Annotated in this window: 18 protein-coding genes and 1 pseudogene; 9 read left to right on the top strand and 10 right to left on the bottom strand. The window is 66.8% G+C overall.

The features are described from left to right. Positions 1-44: 44 nt before the first annotated feature. Together ACNSN7_RS00565 and ACNSN7_RS00570 are read left to right on the top strand one after the other, a co-directional pair. Positions 45-1,256 carry a putative sulfate/molybdate transporter gene (locus ACNSN7_RS00565; RefSeq protein ID WP_418279904.1) on the top strand — a complete coding sequence of 404 codons (1,212 nt, stop codon included), beginning with the start codon at positions 45-47 and terminating at the stop codon, positions 1,254-1,256. 11 nt (positions 1,257-1,267) lie between these two features. Then, positions 1,268-1,741, top strand: a pseudogene (locus ACNSN7_RS00570) (DUF7384 family protein); the annotation flags it as partial. Positions 1,742-1,952: 211 nt separating this feature from the next. Here ACNSN7_RS00570 and ACNSN7_RS00575 read toward each other — a convergent pair. Beyond that, on the bottom strand, positions 1,953-2,612 hold the full coding sequence (locus ACNSN7_RS00575; protein ID WP_418280193.1) for a non-canonical purine NTP pyrophosphatase: 660 nt from the start codon (positions 2,610-2,612) through the stop codon (positions 1,953-1,955). A gap of 132 nt (positions 2,613-2,744) precedes the next feature. Between ACNSN7_RS00575 and ACNSN7_RS00580 the strand changes: the two genes are divergently transcribed. Next, positions 2,745-4,070 carry a 5'-deoxyadenosine deaminase gene (locus ACNSN7_RS00580; protein ID WP_418279905.1) on the top strand — a complete coding sequence of 442 codons (1,326 nt, stop codon included), beginning with the start codon at positions 2,745-2,747 and terminating at the stop codon, positions 4,068-4,070. A 21-nt stretch (positions 4,071-4,091) separates the two neighbouring features. On the opposite strand, the gene ACNSN7_RS00585 is transcribed toward ACNSN7_RS00580, so the two are convergent. The 4 genes from ACNSN7_RS00585 to ACNSN7_RS00600 all read right to left on the bottom strand — a co-directional run bounded on the left by ACNSN7_RS00585 (position 4,092) and on the right by ACNSN7_RS00600 (position 7,296). Further along, positions 4,092-5,012: an HFX_2341 family transcriptional regulator gene (locus ACNSN7_RS00585; protein ID WP_418279906.1), complete on the bottom strand. Its 921-nt coding sequence runs from the start codon at positions 5,010-5,012 to the stop codon at positions 4,092-4,094. 82 nt (positions 5,013-5,094) lie between these two features. Then, positions 5,095-5,355 (bottom strand): HalOD1 output domain-containing protein, encoded by a 261-nt coding sequence (locus ACNSN7_RS00590; protein ID WP_418279907.1) that lies wholly within the window; start codon positions 5,353-5,355, stop codon positions 5,095-5,097. Between the two features lie 423 nt (positions 5,356-5,778). Continuing rightward, positions 5,779-6,828, bottom strand: coding sequence for a succinylglutamate desuccinylase/aspartoacylase family protein (locus ACNSN7_RS00595; protein WP_418279908.1), 1,050 nt, complete (start codon positions 6,826-6,828; stop codon positions 5,779-5,781). Positions 6,829-6,915: 87 nt separating this feature from the next. Further along, positions 6,916-7,296 carry a DUF5518 domain-containing protein gene (locus tag ACNSN7_RS00600; RefSeq protein WP_418279909.1) on the bottom strand — a complete coding sequence of 127 codons (381 nt, stop codon included), beginning with the start codon at positions 7,294-7,296 and terminating at the stop codon, positions 6,916-6,918. 223 nt (positions 7,297-7,519) lie between these two features. On the opposite strand from ACNSN7_RS00600, the gene ACNSN7_RS00605 reads away from it, so the two are divergent. Next, on the top strand, positions 7,520-7,672 hold the full coding sequence (locus ACNSN7_RS00605; protein ID WP_418279910.1) for a hypothetical protein: 153 nt from the start codon (positions 7,520-7,522) through the stop codon (positions 7,670-7,672). 33 nt (positions 7,673-7,705) lie between these two features. Here ACNSN7_RS00605 and ACNSN7_RS00610 read toward each other — a convergent pair whose 3' ends face one another. Continuing rightward, positions 7,706-8,410, bottom strand: coding sequence for an SDR family oxidoreductase (locus tag ACNSN7_RS00610; protein WP_418279911.1), 705 nt, complete (start codon positions 8,408-8,410; stop codon positions 7,706-7,708). Positions 8,411-8,487: 77 nt separating this feature from the next. Here ACNSN7_RS00610 and ACNSN7_RS00615 point away from each other — a divergent pair, with 77 nt between their 5' ends. Both ACNSN7_RS00615 and ACNSN7_RS00620 read left to right on the top strand, forming a co-directional pair. Next, positions 8,488-8,967, top strand: coding sequence for a DUF7979 domain-containing protein (locus ACNSN7_RS00615; RefSeq protein WP_418279912.1), 480 nt, complete (start codon positions 8,488-8,490; stop codon positions 8,965-8,967). 111 nt (positions 8,968-9,078) lie between these two features. Continuing rightward, entirely contained in the window at positions 9,079-10,659 is a 1,581-nt protein-coding gene (locus ACNSN7_RS00620; protein WP_418279913.1) for an HTTM domain-containing protein, read from the top strand. A 41-nt stretch (positions 10,660-10,700) separates the two neighbouring features. On the opposite strand, the gene ACNSN7_RS00625 is transcribed toward ACNSN7_RS00620, so the two are convergent. Both ACNSN7_RS00625 and trxA read right to left on the bottom strand, forming a co-directional pair. Then, entirely contained in the window at positions 10,701-11,711 is a 1,011-nt protein-coding gene (locus tag ACNSN7_RS00625) for an NAD(P)/FAD-dependent oxidoreductase (RefSeq protein WP_418279914.1), read from the bottom strand. Beyond that, the gene (gene trxA, locus ACNSN7_RS00630; protein WP_418279915.1) at positions 11,712-12,056 is read right to left on the bottom strand and encodes a thioredoxin; all 345 of its coding nucleotides are present in this window, start codon (positions 12,054-12,056) and stop codon (positions 11,712-11,714) included. Positions 12,057-12,369: 313 nt separating this feature from the next. On the opposite strand from trxA, the gene ACNSN7_RS00635 reads away from it, so the two are divergent. Continuing rightward, positions 12,370-13,707, top strand: coding sequence for a M20 family metallopeptidase (locus tag ACNSN7_RS00635; protein WP_418279916.1), 1,338 nt, complete (start codon positions 12,370-12,372; stop codon positions 13,705-13,707). 3 nt (positions 13,708-13,710) lie between these two features. Here the strand turns inward: ACNSN7_RS00635 and ACNSN7_RS00640 are convergent, their stop codons facing one another. Further along, positions 13,711-14,691 carry an A24 family peptidase gene (locus ACNSN7_RS00640; protein ID WP_418279917.1) on the bottom strand — a complete coding sequence of 327 codons (981 nt, stop codon included), beginning with the start codon at positions 14,689-14,691 and terminating at the stop codon, positions 13,711-13,713. Positions 14,692-14,724: 33 nt separating this feature from the next. Here ACNSN7_RS00640 and ACNSN7_RS00645 point away from each other — a divergent pair, with 33 nt between their 5' ends. Both ACNSN7_RS00645 and ACNSN7_RS00650 read left to right on the top strand, forming a co-directional pair. Then, complete coding sequence (locus tag ACNSN7_RS00645) at positions 14,725-14,880, top strand: hypothetical protein (protein WP_418279918.1); 156 nt, start codon at positions 14,725-14,727, stop codon at positions 14,878-14,880. 24 nt (positions 14,881-14,904) lie between these two features. Then, the gene (locus tag ACNSN7_RS00650; protein ID WP_418279919.1) at positions 14,905-15,696 is read left to right on the top strand and encodes an SDR family oxidoreductase; all 792 of its coding nucleotides are present in this window, start codon (positions 14,905-14,907) and stop codon (positions 15,694-15,696) included. 39 nt (positions 15,697-15,735) lie between these two features. On the opposite strand, the gene ACNSN7_RS00655 is transcribed toward ACNSN7_RS00650, so the two are convergent. After that, complete coding sequence (locus tag ACNSN7_RS00655; RefSeq protein WP_418279920.1) at positions 15,736-16,065, bottom strand: 4Fe-4S dicluster domain-containing protein; 330 nt, start codon at positions 16,063-16,065, stop codon at positions 15,736-15,738. Positions 16,066-16,069 lie beyond the last annotated feature (4 nt).

Here is a 16,069-nt window from a genome sequence, read left to right on the forward strand (position 1 = left end):
CGTTACTGGAAACGGATTAGTATGCGGAGAAAACCACTGTTTACATGGGTACTGCGGGAGAAACGACGGGGGCCGGGGTCCGGATCGATCTCAACGAGCTCACAGGAGCGTTAGGAGATTCGATTACGGTCCTCCCGATCGTCGTGTCGCTCGCGCTGTTGACGCCGCTGTCGCTCGCGCACACGCTTGTCGCGTTCGGCGTTTTCCAGATCGTCTGGGGGATCGTCTACGGGATCCCGCTGTCGGTCGAGCCGATGAAGGCGCTCGCCGGGCTGGCGATCGCGGGAGCGATCTCGCTCGGCGAACTCGTCGCCGCGGGGCTGATCGCGGGCGTCGTGTTGCTCGTTGCCGGGCGATACGGGGTCGTCGGTGCGATCGAACGGGTCGTCGGGCTTCCCGTCGTTCGCGGGATCCAGCTCGCGGTCGCGCTCCTGTTAGGAGTCACGGGGCTGCAACTCGCCGCGGGGAACCCGCCGGTCGCCGCGGCGGCGACCGCGGTCGTCCTGCTCGTCGCGCTCGCGGGCTACCGAGACGCGAGCGCGTTGGTCGTCTTGGGGATCGGCGGAGCGGTCGCCGTGTTCCTCGGTGGCGTTCCGACGCCGACGCTTCCGGATATCACGGTGTTCGCCAGCGGTGGACCGTCGTTCACCGTGGGTGCACTCGAGGGGGCGGCCGCACAGCTGGCCATGACGGTCGGGAACGCCGCCGTCGCGACGGCGCTGCTCTGCTCGGACCTGTTCGACGAGGAGGTGTCGGCCGACCGCCTCGCCGAGAGCATGGGTGTGATGACCCTCGCCGCCCTTCCGATGGGCGGGCTCCCGATGTGTCACGGAAGCGGCGGACTCGCGGGGAAACACGCGTTCGGAGCACGAACCGGTGGCGCGAACGTGATCCTCGGCGTCGGGTACCTCGCACTGGCGTTGATCGCCGTCGTCGTCGTCGCGTTCCCGATGGCCGTCCTCGGAGTTCTCCTCGTTCTCGTCGCGGTCGAACTGGCTCGGGTGTCGATGGAGAGCGACGACCGACTCCTCACGGTCGGCGTCGGCGTCCTCGGCGTGGCGGCGAACGTCGGGATCGCGTTCGTCGTCGGCGCAGTCGTCGGCGGACTCCTCCGTAAGGCCGATGTACGGTCCCGAGGAGATCCGCGTATGACCTTCGCGGAGCTGTTCGACCGGGCGGTCGAGTACACCGTCGACGAGGAGACCGTCCGCGAGGCGCTCGACGAGCGACGATCCGAACGTGGTGACGACCGATGACGGACGATAGCGATCCGCCCGAGCCGAGTCCGGCCCGCGTCGTCGCCGACGCCGACGTGCTCGCGGCGGACCTGCTGGTCGGGGGCGCGGCACGCGACGCGCTCGACGAGCTTCGTCGTCACTCGTGGACGACGCTCGTCGCGAGCGACGCGCTCTTGGACGATGCCGAGGCCGTGATCGCGTCGCTGTCCGACCCGTCGCTCGCGGCGGACTGGCGCGAGAAACTGGAGACGTGGCGGGATCCGGTCGATCACCCCGAGGGCGATCACCCCGCGCTGGCGTCCGCGTATCGCGGTGGGGCGATGCAGGTGATCAGCCTCGACGACTCGCTCACAGGGCCCGTCGCTGCCGCCGGACTCCGGGACCGGATGCCCGTGAGCGTCCGCGAACCGCGCGCGTTCGCCACCGTGTTCTCCGCGGAGCGACTCTATCCGACCGTCGTCGGCGGCGAGTATCCGGGACCCGACAGGGATCCCCGCTTTTGAGGACGGCGCGTCCGGGCGGTCCGGGATCGAGCAGGCGACACGTTCGCAGGTCCCGAAGGTCCAACCGCGGATCCCGAAGCGACGTGTCGCGCACCCGCGGACCGCTCCGGGACGAGTCGAGAGAGCACGAACGGAGGTGGCTCGGTATCACTTATAAACAGTCGCGGGGGAGGCCGCACTCGCTCGACGTCGCACCCCGGAGCGGTAGTCGCTATCGGTCCGCGTACCACTCGGCGAACTTCTCCAGCGCTCGACCCCGGTGTGAGACCGCGTTCTTCCGCTCGGTGTCCATCTCCGCGAACGTCTCGTCACCGTGTTCGAATATGGGATCGTAGCCGAACCCGCCATCGCCGCGGGGTGCGACGATCCGGCCCGGAACGTATCCCTCGAACAGTTTGACCGGAAGCGTGGCATCGGCGTCCGCCTCCTCTTCGGCGTCCGTGTCGGCGGCGTTCCGATCGCTCGGCCCCGTGGCCGCGGCGGCGACACGGTCACCGCGATCGACCGGATCGGGGCTGGCAGCGAACGCCTCGCCGTCACAGTACGCGAGGGTACACCGGAACGCGGACCGACGGTCATCGAGGTCGCGCGAAATGTCCCACACCCGCTCGACGCCGAGCGTGTCCTCGACGTACGAGGAGTACGGGCCGGGGAACCCGTCGAGCGCCTCGATGAACAGTCCCGCATCGTCGACGAGGACGGGTCCGTCCGCCGCTCGATACGCCTCCCGAGCGCCGCGAGCGGCGATCGGTGCGAGCTCGGCGGCTTGGATCTCAGTGTAATCGAAATCGAGCTGGGCGACGGTGCCGTCTCGGAGATAGCTCTCCGCCTCCCTGACCTTTCCCGGATTCGTCGTCACGTAGTTGAGCACGGTCGTCGTCGGCGTGGACGTCACGAATAGGCGTCGATACGGGTCTCGATTGCCCGGATCCCGATCTCCGCCGGACCGTAAGATCGTCGAACGGACACGTTCTTAAGAGTCGACCGTCTGGAACGGACGGACATGTTGATCGCCGGAACCGTCATCGCCGACCCCGACACGGTCATCGACGACGGCGCGGTCGTCGTTGACGGAGCGCGGATCGTCGCGGTCGGCGGCGCGGACGACCTCCGCGAGGAGTACCCCGACCACGACCGACGCGAGTTCGACCTCGTCGCCCCCGGTCTCGTCGGCGGACACGTACACTCCGTCCAGTCGCTCGGGCGCGGCATCGCCGACGACAAACCCCTGCTCGACTGGCTGTTCGACGCCGTGTTGCCGATGGAGGCGGCGATGGACGCCGAGGCGACGCGGGCGGCCGCGGAGCTCGGATATCTCGAGTGTCTGGAGTCGGGAACGACGACGGTGGTCGATCACCTCTCCGTGAACCACGCGTCGGAGGCGTTCGAGGCGGCGATCGAGACGGGGATCCGCGCTCGCCTCGGCAAGGTGTTGATGGACCGGCGATCGCCGGAGGGGCTGGAGGAGCGCGCCGAGACGGGGCTCGCCGAGAGCGAGGCGCTGATCCGGGAGTATCACGGTGCTGCCGACCGTCGGGTTCGGTACGCGGTGACGCCCCGGTTCGCCGTCACCTGCAGCGAGGCCTGTTTGCGCGGCTGTCGCGAGCTGGCGGACTCGTACGACGGCGTCACGATCCACACGCACGCGAGCGAGAACGTCGACGAGATCGAGACCGTCGAGGAGGAGACTGGCATGCGGAACGTGTGCTGGCTCGACGAGGTCGGGCTGACCGGGCCTGACGTCACCCTCGCCCACTGCGTCCACACCGACGAGCGGGAGCGGGAGCTCCTCGCGGAGACGGACACCGTCGTGACCCACTGTCCGTCCTCGAACATGAAGCTCGCGTCCGGGATCGCCCCGATCCACGACTACCTCGACCGGGGAATCACGGTCGCGCTCGGCAACGACGGTCCGCCGTGTAACAATACGCTGGACCCGTTCACGGAGATGCGACAGGCGAGCCTGCTCGGGAAGGTCGACGCGCTCGACCCGACTCGGCTGCCCGCCGCCACCGTCCTGGAGATGGCGACGGCGAACGGGGCTCGTGCGGCGGGGTTCGACCGGATCGGGAGACTGGAGCCGGGATACCGAGCGGACGTGATCGGGCTGACGACCGACCGGACGCGCGCGACGCCGATCCACGATCCGCTCTCGCATCTCGTGTACGCCGCACACGGCGACGACGTCGTCTTCGCGATGGTCGACGGAACGGTGAGATACGACGACGGAGAGCACGTCGGCGTCGACGTCGAGGCGGTCCGATCGCGGGCCACTCGACACGCCGAGCGCGTGGTCGAGGCGGCCGGAATCGACACGCCGAATCGGTGAGGTGCGCTCCGTCCTGGTCGGCTACTGCCACACGAGATCGATCTCGTCGCCGCCGTGTGCGCGCACCCACAGCTCTCCGATCCGAGAGAGGGTCGTGCGGTGGGACTTCCCGTGTGACTCCTGTTCGATGTATCCCTTTCCGCCGGGGCCCAGTCGGTCGACGTTGTAGATCACCTTCGAGCGGAACGAGTCCGTGTACTCCTCGTTGAGTTCGGACGCGAGCGTCTCCGCCAGTTCGGAGACGGACTCGAACTCCCCGTGCTCCCCGAGCGTGAACAACACCAGCTCCTCGAACGGTTTGACGTTCTGGAAGGACGCGACGGGGAGTTCGACGATGTGGCTGTCGCCGATCCGCTTTGCGCCGATTGTCGTTCCGCGCTCGTCGAACTCCGCCAACAGCTCCGTCGTCGTCGCGAGGCGGTCGTCGACGCGGTCGTCGTCGACGTCGCCGGTCGCCTGTAGTTCCCGCAGGAGGTCCCGGTTCGACCGCAGCTCCTCGGCGAGTTCCGTTTCGAGGTACTTCTCCGGGGCGGTGTAGTAGGTGTGTATCCGGTCGCGGTCGGCCTGTCGTTCGACCATGATCGAGTGGGCGGCGGTCGCGAACGCGAACGACACCGGACGCGGCATCGAACAGACATTTACCCACACTTCGCGGTCGTCGTCGCCCGCGTCGAGCTCGTCGTTGATGAGTTCGAACGCGCGCTCGAAGGCGGCGTCGTAGTCGTACACGTCCGGGAGCCGCTCGCGGACCGTCTCCGCGCCGAGGAGGTTCCGGAAGTCCTGCTCGAGCTTCCGAGCGATGTTCCGGGAGTACTCGACGTTCGCCTCGCTCCCGACCGATCCCTCGAGGAGAATCACCCGGTCGACGTCGAACTGGTCCCGGATGAGCGGGGCGATCAGCCGGTCGTAGTCGAAGCCGACCGGCACGATGTGCGTCTGCATACGTGATCGGTGGGGCGGCGCTTATAAAAATCGGCAGTTTTCGTACCGCTCAATCACACCAAAAGCGCATGAAAAGCGATAGTCAGAACTCTAATTTCTCATCAGCTTCCCCATTTTCTCCCACGTCGACATCGTTTTGTCCAACCATTACTTCCCAACTCTCATCGATATAGATATCATATCCAACATAAGTAAATTGTATCTTGAGATCTGTATTATTAGCCGATTTAATCAACTCTTCGAGGGATTCGGGATCTAATGCATTGTAAATAGATGGTAACTCTTCGGGGCTTATCCCCTCCAGATCTGCCACTTCACGAATAATCGTGTGTGTCAGGTCCATAATATTGGCTTTGGAGTATTAGATTATAAACCCTGAGTAATTTAAATATATCAACATGTTTGCGAACGTTCCTCTTTAATTTTCATTGACATTCATAGAGATTTATAAGTTAGCCCTTCGCTTATCAGGCCACATCTCTTTTGTAGTCTCATTTTAAAAGATATAAACCATTAATTTTATTCTCGACGTAGTATTATCAATATACAGATATAAAATAATTGAAAATAAACTCGGTTCGGTGAGTCGCATTTCATTTTTAGATTATGACTCTCGGTGTGAAAGAAATACAAGCCATGACGGATCGAAGAAGAGTATCGGAACTACGACGAATTACGTATTACCGATCCGGTACCGAAGTAATGGAAACGGTCAGCGTCCCGAACGTCCCGCGGGCTCGTTCTGGGCTCCGCGCCGCCACGTCGCTCACGCCCACGGTCGTTCGGAGAACTCGCCGCTTTCGATCTCGCGTTCGATCTCCGCTAACGTCTCCCCGCCGACGCTGACGAGGTGGGCGACCGGGTGGCCCGGTGCGGCGACGGGGTTCTGGAGCACGCCGACGAGGAGTCCGGTGAACGGCGCTCGAACGATCGTCTCCTCCGTGCTGAAGTGGTCGGAGACCCGACAGACCGGATCGCCGTGATACACCAGCGGGTGGTCGTACAGCAGGTCGACGAGCCCGCCCTCGTCGGAGCGGAGCCACGTCTTGTCGTTCGCGGAGTCGATGATCCGCCGCCAGCCGGGCCAGTCGACCGCCTCGCCGGGAAGGACGTCGAGTTCGGCGAGCACCGACTCCGTCCCCGCCAGCGCGCGGTCGATGAGCGGCTGCTGGAAGCGGTGGGCCTTCCCCATCTCGATCGTGATGGTCGGCGTCCCGCTCGTCGTGGCGACCGCGCGAAGGCTCCCGGGATCGGCCTCGCCCGAGAGGATCAGGTTGGCACCGAACGCCCGCGAGATCCGGTTCACCTCCGGGTTGGTCATGTCGGCGCGAACGTGGTACATCGTCGTTCGGTTACGCGTCGACGTGTGGAAGTCGAGCCCGTAGTCGCTGGGCGCGACGAACCGCTCGTAGATGACGTTCGCCATGCGCTCTGCGGTGTTCGACTTCGGCTTCCCGGGAAACGATCGGTTGAGGTCCTGGTCGTAGATCGGGATGTCGCGCTGCTGTGCGAGGTACCCCGGGACGTTGGCGACGTGGATCAACACGAGCGTCCCGTGGATCTCGGCGGGGTCGTAACGGTCGGCCACCTCCTGAAGCACCTTCACCCCGTTGAGCTCGTCACCGTGGATCGCGGCGGTCATACAGACGGTCGGCCCGCTTCCCTCGCCGTTAACGACCGTGACGGGGATCTTGACGGGATCGCCGAGGTACGTCTCGGACACCTCATAACGGAGGTGACGCGTCTCGCCCGGAGCGACTTCGCTCTCGAAGCGGAACGGTTCGGCGGCCGATCCGTCGATCTGGTCGGAGCTCATACCGTCGTCTCGGAGGGACGCCGGATAACCGTTGCCGACGATACGTCGTCGCGCGACGCGGACGGGGAAACAGGAACGGTTTCGATGCTACACGCGATCGTCGGGCGTCGACGACGGCTCGGACTCCGCTCGGATGAACGCGCCGAGTATCCCACCGAGCGCGCTGAGCGCGGCGAAGTAGCCGATCGCGATCGCGATGACGACGGACAGAAGCACCAGCCCGCCGACCGCGATCCCCAGATCGGGTGCGAACGGAACGAACACGAGGAACAGGAGCAGCAGTCCGACCGCCGGGAGCGACGCGATCGCACCCGAGATCGCGCCGACCCGCAGCCCGTCCCCGGTATCGACGCCCTCGAGATAGCCGGCGATCGCACCGCCCAACACCGGCGAGAACGGGATAAACGAGAGGACGACCGTCGCGACCGCACCGATCACCGCGTTCAGGAGGGTGTTCTCGGTGTTCATGCTCTCCCTGACTCCACGATCACGTATAAAATCGGCGGCCGCTCGGCACGCCCCCCGTGGTGGATCCGCGTCCGCGGTGCACAGAGCAGCCGGGCGGAGGCCGACGACTCGCGCCGTCGGCCTGCTCGGTGACTGGAGTCCACGTCGACCGGTCGGCTGGCGAGCGGAGCGTGAGACGGCGATCACCGAACGAGTTATACACCTCCGAACGTACTGTGAAGTAATGGACAAAACACCCAATACTCAGGGCGACGGGCCGCTGACCCGACTACATCGGTGGCTCCTCAACCGAAGCATGGAGGGACGAGGGTGTGAGAACGGAGCGTGTACGTTCGATCCGGACCGGCCGGACGATGACGAGGGGACGAGACGGTAAGGCGTTCGACTCGGGGCGACGTCCCGAGGTCGATCACGCCTCGCCGTACACCGGGACGGCCGCCCCGCTCGTCACGCTCGCCGCGTCCGAACAGAGCAGTAGGATCGTGTCGGCGACGTCGCTCGGGTCGACCCAGTCGTCGCTCGGAGTCATGTTCTCGCGGTTCATCGGCGTATCGAGCACGCTGGGCATCACGGCGTTCGCACGGACCGACCCCTTGTTCTCCTCGGCGAGCGTCTCCGTCAGCAGCCGGACGCCCGCCTTGCTCGCGCGATAGATCCCGTCGCCGGTACCGCCGGAAAGCGACGAGCGCGCGGAGACGGAGACGATCGTTCCCGCCGCCTCCCGCAGGTGCGGGACGGCGTGCTTGCTCGTCAGGAAGGTCGTCTTCAGGTTCACGTCGAACAGGAAGTCGAACTGGTCGACGTCGGTCTCGTGGAGCGGATCGCCACCACGCCACGTTCCCGCGACGTTCAGCAGGTGATCGAGGCGACCGTGTTGCTCGACGACCTCGTCGACGACGCGCTCGGCGTCGGCCTCGTCCGTGAGGTCGGCCCGATGGAAGGTCGTTCCGTCGTCCGGATCGAGCAGCGCGTCGTCGTGGTCCGGCGGGCGCACGTCGACCGCCGCGACCGTCGCGTCCGCCGCTCGAAACGCCTCGACCGTCGCGCTTCCCAACGCACCGGACGCGCCGGTCACCAACGCCACGTCGCCGTCGAAGTCGAACCGTACGTTCATGGTGCATGTTACCGCGCCACGCCCATAAATCCCACATCGTCGGAAACCCTCTTGCCGACGCCAGTCGAATCCGGGGCATGCACCGTCCGGGCCTCGTCGCCGCCCTCCTCGTCGTCGGCATCGCGCTGATGGTGAACCCGTTGTACCTGCCGGTCGCGGTCGGCGAGCCGACACCGGCGTACACACACGTCGTCCAGCCGGTGGGTCCGGACACGCCCGAACACGCCGACGGCGACGTGATAGACAGCGCCGACCTCGATGACGACGCCCGCGAGTCGTTCGAGCGGGCGCTCGAGTCGGCCGACGGCGGGTTCGTCGTCGAGGACCCGTCCGATCGAGTCGTGTCGCTGTCGTATCCGACCGATCCGACGATCGGTGATGGCCTCGTCGTGGTGGCCCACGACGGGGACCGCTACGAGTTCTGGACCCGAACCGTCGAGCGCGAACCCGGCGTCGTCGTCGCCCAGCGCGCCGTTCTCCAGCCGGTCGCGTTCCTCGTCGGCTTCTTTTCGGTGCTCGGAGCGGTCGTCCTCGCGTTGCGCGAGCGACTGTCCTGAGACGCCGTCCGATCGGCCGTCCAGAGACGTCGTCCGATCGGTCCGCATCGACACCCTTCGGACACAACGCATATACCGTCCCCGGCGAGTCGTGTACGACATCGACACCCGATGAGTCTTCCATCGACCGGGCGGACGACGGCCGCGCGCCTGCTCGGAGCCGCGCGTGAGCGCGTTCGGATCGACGCCCGCTCGCTTGCGCTGTTCCGGGTCCTCGCCGGCGCGCTGATCGTCGCGGACGTCCTGTTGCGCTCCCGAAACCTCGTCTTCTTTTACACCGACGACGGCGTCGTCCCGACCTCGCTGGCGATCGCCGCGGAGCCGGCGGCCGCGTACTCGATACACACGCTCGCGGCCACGCCCGCCGCGACCGCCGCCCTGTTCGGAGCGACCGCGCTCGTCGGCGGCGCGCTCGCGATCGGCTACTACACCCGACTGGTGACGCCGCTCGCGTTTCTGCTCGTCGTCTCCCTCGATCTCCGGAACCCGTTCGTGCTCAGCTTCGCCGACACGTTGTTCGCGGCGCTGCTGTTTCTCGCCGTGTTTCTGCCGCTGGGCGAGCGCTGGTCCGTCGACGCGGTCGCGTCCGATCGCCCCCGACGGGACTCCGTGGCGGGGGTCGCGACCGCGCTCGTGCTGGCACAGATGGTGACGATGTACCTCGTCAACGGCTATCACAAGACCGCCTCGGAGCGATGGTGGAGCGGCGAGGCGGCCGTGTTGATCCTCGGGATCGACGAGATGACCCTCCCGCTCGGCGACGCGTTGCGGGCGTCGCCGACCCTCCTACAGGTCGGCGGGCTCGTGTGGTTCGGTATGCTTCTGGGTTCGTGGCTCCTCGTTGCGCTCCGTGACCGTCCCCGTCACCTGCTCGTCGCGTCGTTCGCGGTGGCCCACCTGTCGATGGCGCTCACCGTTCGTATCGGCGCGTTCGCGTACGTCTGTCTCGCGGGACTGACGTTGTTCGTCCAGCCGTCGGCGTGGCGGGACGCTCGCTCGCTCCGGAGGCGGCTCACACTGATGCCGGTCGGCGGGTCGCGACTCGCTCGGCTCCGGGCTGGTGCGGTCGCGGTCGCCGAGCGGGCCCCGCGTCCGACACCGTCGGTTCGGCGTCACCGCTCCGTCGATCTCACTCGCCGGAACGTCGCCGTCGCGGTGGGCGTCGTCGCGCTCGTCGGCCTCGGGGCGGTGGCGTCCCTGTCCGCGCTCGGCGTCGTCGACGAGGACTCGCCGCAGTCGGAACTGTCGACCGGTGCGACGGCGCTCGTCGAGTTCCAGACGGACTGGTCCATCTTCGCGCCGCACCCGCGGACGACCGACCGGTACTACGTGTTCTCCGCACGGACGACCGACGGCGACCTGATCGACGTGCGCAACGACCGTGAACTCACGTACGACAGACCCGCCGACCGGCTGCAGACGCAGCACGCGACGTACCGAGAGCGGTTCTACATGGGCTCGCTTCGGCGCGTCGACGGCGACGTCGCGGACCGCCTCGCCGAACACGTCTGTGAGACCTACGAAACGGACGAGGGCGCGTCACTGACGCACGTCAATATGTACGCCGTCACCGAGCAGATAACGCGGGAGACGATCGACGATCACGCGGGACGCGAGCGGAGCGTCTCCCGGATCTCGATGCACGGCTGTGGCGACGCCGCCCCGACGGCGATCGACCCACCCGAAGAGTGACGGATCGACCCACCCGAAGAGTGACGGAGCGGTGAGTCGGATTACGCGACGATCCGGCGGTCGTCTTCGGCCGCGACGCTCCGCTCGTCGAGCCGCCGTTCGGCGTCGAGTGCGGCCTGCGCCCCGGTCCCGGCCGCCGTGATCGCCTGCTGATAGCGGTCGTCAGCGACGTCGCCGGCCGCGAACACGCCGTCGACCGTCGTCTCGGTCGTCTCGGAGTCGGTGACGACGTAGCCGCGGTCGTCGACCGCGATCCCGGTCTCCGCGAGGAACGCCGTGTTCGGCTCGTGGCCGATCCCGTAGAACACGCCCTGTACGTCGAGTCGCTCCGTCTCGACGGATTCGCCGTCCGCGCGTCGACGCGTCGGGTGTCCGTCCGGGTGGGAAACGATCGTCGCGCCCGTGACGCCCTCCTCGCGAGCGCCGTGGATCGCCGCGAGCTCGGCGTTCCAGCGGAACTCGATGGCGTCGTGTTCGCGGGCCCGCCGCGCGAGGATCTCCGAGGCGCGAAGCTCCTCGCGGCGGTGAACGATGGTTACGGAGTCGGCGAATTTCGTGAGGAACAGCGCCTCCTCCATCGCGGCGTCGCCACCGCCGACGACGATCACGTCGTGTCCTCGGTGAAACGCGCCGTCACACGTCGCACACGTCGACAGCCCGTATCCCATCAGCTCGTCCTCGCCCGGGACGCCGAGGGTTCGCGCGCTCGCGCCGGTCGCGAGGACGAGCGAGCGCGCGGACAGCGTCTCCCCGGTGGAGAGCGACAGCTCGAACGGCCGGTCGTCGAGGTCGGCGCTCGCGACGGACGCCTGCCGGAACGACGCGCCGAACCGTTCGGCCTGTTCGCGTCCTCGTTGGACGAGTTCGTGGCCGCCGACCCCGTCGGGAAACCCGAGGTAGTTCTCGACGTCGGTCGTGAGCGTGAGCTGTCCGCCGGGCTCGTCGCCCGTCAAGACGAGGGGCGAGAGGTCGGCGCGGGCCGCGTACACGGCCGCGGACTGTCCGGCGACGCCCGACCCGACGATCACGACGTCGTGGACCGTCTCGGACATCTACTCCGCGTGGGCCGCGATGGCGGTCGACAGCGCCTCCTCCGACTGTGCGCCGACGAGGCGTTCGGCCAGCTCACCGTCCGAAAAGAGGATCAGCGTCGGGATCCCCTGGACCCCGTACTGGGCGGCGAGCCCCTGGAACTCGTCGACGTCGACTTTCACCACGGCGGCGTCGCTTTCGGCCGCCAGCGCTTCGATCGTCGGCTCCATCATCTGGCACGGACCGCACCAGTCCGCGTAGAAGTCGACGAGCACGACGTCGTACGACGACACTATCTCTTCGAGTTCGGTTTCGGCGTTCAGGTGGATCGGGTCCGTCGGAACGGACGCTTCTTGGGAACTCATCATCGTCTCCTATGGGTTGGGTACGTATAATAGTTTTGTAAGACTTGCACAATATACTATATGATACAGATATTGTACCTCGGAGGCATCCACAGAAAAAATCGGTCTACACGTCTGAATCCTAGTCGTGGTCCATGTTTGGTGGAGAATACTCTCGAGAGAAGTTGGTTCTTCGCGAGGATGTATTGTGTGTAATCGGAACTATCGTACGAATCGTTAAGTCGAGGGCGCGACTACGTTCGTCCATGAGATCGGAACGATCGTGGCGCGCCCGTGGACGGCGGGGAACCGAACGACGTCCGCCACCAGCCAGATGACCCGGATCGACTCCGTGGTTTCGGCGCTGTCGGGCGAGCGTGCGATCGAACTCGCACACGAACTCGTCGCGGTCGACACGCGGAACCCACCGGGGGACACCCGTGTGCTCGCCGATCGGATCGAGGAGTTCTTCGCCGAACTGGGGCTCGACACCGAACGGGTCGCGACGGACCCGGCGAAGCCGAACGTGCTCGCGACGCTGCCGGGCGAGCGCGATCGAACGCTGCTGTACAACGGCCACCTCGATACGGTCCCGTTCGACGCCGTGGGGTGGTCTCGGGACCCGCTCGGCGAGCGCGACGGGGATCGCCTGTACGGACGCGGTGCGACCGATATGAAGGGACCGCTGGCGTCGATGCTCCACGCGGCGGAGACGTTCCTCGACCGCGACGTCGAGCCGCCGGTCTCGCTCGCCTTCGCGGTCGTGAGCGACGAGGAGACCGGCGGTTCGGCCGGCGTCTCAGCGCTGCTCGAACGGGACGCGATCGACGATATCGATCCGGACGCGTGCGTCATCGGTGAGACGACCTGTTCGGGCGGCCGCCACTCGGTGACGGTCGCCGACCGCGGGAGCATCTGGGTGACGCTCCGAGCGGAGGGGGTCGCCGCACACGGCTCCCGCCCGATGCTCGGCGACAACGCCATCGATCGGCTCTGGGAGGCCGTTTCGACGATCCGGCGACGGCTCTCCGCCCGTCGGCTCCCGGTCGACGCCGACGTCGAGAGGATACTCGCGGAGTCGGCCGCCTATTACGAGCCGACGATGGGTGCGGAGACGGCCCGAGCGCTGTTCGAGCGACCAACGGTCAACCTCGGCACCATCGAGGGCGGGGACGGCGTCAACACGGTTCCGAGTTCCGCGGTCGCACGACTGGACGTCCGGCTGACCGCGAGCGTCGACACGAGCGGGGTCCTCGCGGACGTCCGCGACTGTCTCGACGACTACGACGCCGTCTCGATCGCCGACGTCAGCTGGTCGACCGGGACGTACGAACCGATCGGGAGCCCCCTCGTCGAGGCGGTCACGACGACGGCGAGCGACGTCGTCGACGACCGGATCTACCGACGGAGCGCGACCGGCGGCGGCGACGCGAAGAAGTTCCGGAACGCGGGCGTCCCGACCGTGGAGTTCGCGTTCGGGACGGACACGGTCCACGCCGTCGACGAGTACACCACCGCGGACGCGCTCGCGATGAACGCCGAGGTGTACGCCCGGCTGCCGGAGATCTGGCTGCGTGCGGTCGAGGCCGACGAGGGAGGTGCGACCGCTGCGAGGAATGCCGACGATGCCGACGATGCGGACGCCGACGGTCGCGGCGACTCCGGAACGTAGCTCCTACGCGACGAGCCCGACGGCTCCGAGAAGCGCGAACAGCGCGTCGCCGTAGGTGATCGAGGCGACGAGCCCGAGGAACATCGGGACGACGAACGGGAGCCCGGGCGACACCCACACGCGGTCCCGCTCGGCGACGACCGCCAGTCCCTCCCGGAGCGTCTCGGGGTCGGTGCCGTACGCGGTCCCGTCTATCTCGTCGAGGAAGCGCTCGGCGGCCCACGGGTCGTCGACGTCGCCCACGCTCTCGGCGACGACCTCGCCTCCGTCGGTCGCGGGACCGACGTGTGTGCCGCCGTCGGTCGGGTCGAACGTCTCCGTGACGCTGGCGGGGTCCCGGAGATCGCCGGGTCGTGCTCGGAGGTCGGCGAGCGTGATCCCCCGCCACCGCAGATACATCCGGAGGGCGTCCAGATCCAGCCCGTTTCGGGTGGTTCCCTCGGTGTCCTCGAACAGCCGACCGTGCCGCGCGGTGATCGACGACGTTGACACCGGACGGGCGAGCGGGGCGATCAGCGATCGTTCGCCCCGTGCGAGGTTGTACGCCCCGAGCGCGACCGGATACGCCATGCCGATGAGCACCGTGTTCGTGAGGATCGTGAGCGAGAACACGCCCAGATCCGTCACCACGAGGGGGTACACCGTCGTCCCGACGACGTACGTCGGGAACGTGGGAAAGACGAGGGCGAGTGCGATCAGCGCCTTCGCGTCGGCCCCGCCGAACGCCCCGAGGTACCAGAACGCGTAGCCGAGCGGCGCGACGAACAACAGGCTGATCGCCGCCTGAACGAGGAACAGTCGCCCCTCGATCCCCGCCAGTGGCCACAGTCGAGCCGTCTCCCAGACCAGCAGGAGGAGGCCGAACGCGTACAGCGGCGGCCAGAGGTTGTTCGGGAGCCTGCGCGTCCGAACGTCCCGCAGGGCCGCCCACGCGAACACGGGGACGACGAACAGCCGCAGGAGGTCCGGAAGCGTTGCGAACATACTCGCATCCGAGAGTGCGGGGGAATTAGGGGTTTGGGTTCGAGAATCGGATCCGATAACGCCCGGTCGGTCCTCACCATCGCCGTCGCCCGGTCGGTCCTCACCATCGCCGTCGCCCGGTCGGTCCTCACCGTCGCCGTCGCCCGGTCGATCCTCACGCTTCGGCCGTGCCGTGAGGCGTACGCTTAACAACCTCCTGGGAGTCCGGCCCGTATGGATCTCCACATCGACGGGAACGCGGCACTGGTGACCGCATCGAGCAGCGGACTGGGGAAGGCGGCGGCGACGGCGCTCGCACGCGAGGGAGTCGACGTCGTGGTCAACGGTCGAGACGAGGAGCGACTCGCCGAGGCGGTCGTGTCGATCGAGGAACACGCCACCGGTCGCGTGGTCGGCCAGCCCGGCGATCTGACGAAGCCGGCGGACGTCGAGCGACTGGTCGAGCGGACCGTCTCCGAGTTCGGCCGACTCGATCACCTCGTGACGAGTGCCGGCGGCCCGCCGCGACTCCGACCCTTGGCGGCCGACGACGCCGACTGGTACGACGCGTTCGACCTGTTGGTGATGAGCGTCGTTCGCCTGGTTCGAGAGGCACAGCCGCACCTCATCGCGGACGGCGGCGGGACGATAACCAACGTCACCTCCCGGAGCGTGAAGCGCATCAACCCGGGCAACGTCCTGTCGAGTTCGGTCCGCATGGCCGTGATCGGTTTCGAGAAGTCGCTCGCGGCGGAACTCGCACCCGACGTCCGCGTCAATGCGGTGCTCCCGGGGTCTCACGACACCGAACGAGTGACGGGACCGCTGAAGCGATCGGTCGCGGAGGGGACCTACGACGACATGGACGAGGCGCTCGCGGAGACGACCGAATCGATCCCGATGGGGCGTTTGGGGGCCCCGATAGAGACCGGCGACCTGATCGCATACCTCTCCTCGCCGCGGTCCGGATACGTCACCGGTCAAGCGATCGTGATCGACGGCGGACGGATGGAGACGGCGTTTTGAGAAGCGGCCACCGTCCGGTTCGAATCGATCTCGGCGCGGTCAGATCCGTCCCGCTCGGCCGGGATCGACGTCGATCGCGTCGACGGGACAGACGTCCACACAGAGCATGCAGTCGATACACTGGTCCTCGTTCGTCGGATTCGCCTTGATCTCGGATTCGGGATGTCCCGGCGTGTCGACCCACTCGAACACGTCCACGGGACAGTCCTCGAGACACGCACCGTCGGCGAGACAGATGTCGAAGTCGACGGCGACGTGCGTCCCCCGGATGCCGAGTTTCTCGGGCGGATCGACCGGCCCCCACACCGCGACACCGTGTTCTTCGTCGACCTGTTCGCTGTTCTCCTCGAAGTTCGGATCGATGGCCATCGGT

The organism is Halorubrum rarum (genome assembly GCF_048380895.1).
GTDB lineage: Archaea > Halobacteriota > Halobacteria > Halobacteriales > Haloferacaceae > Halorubrum.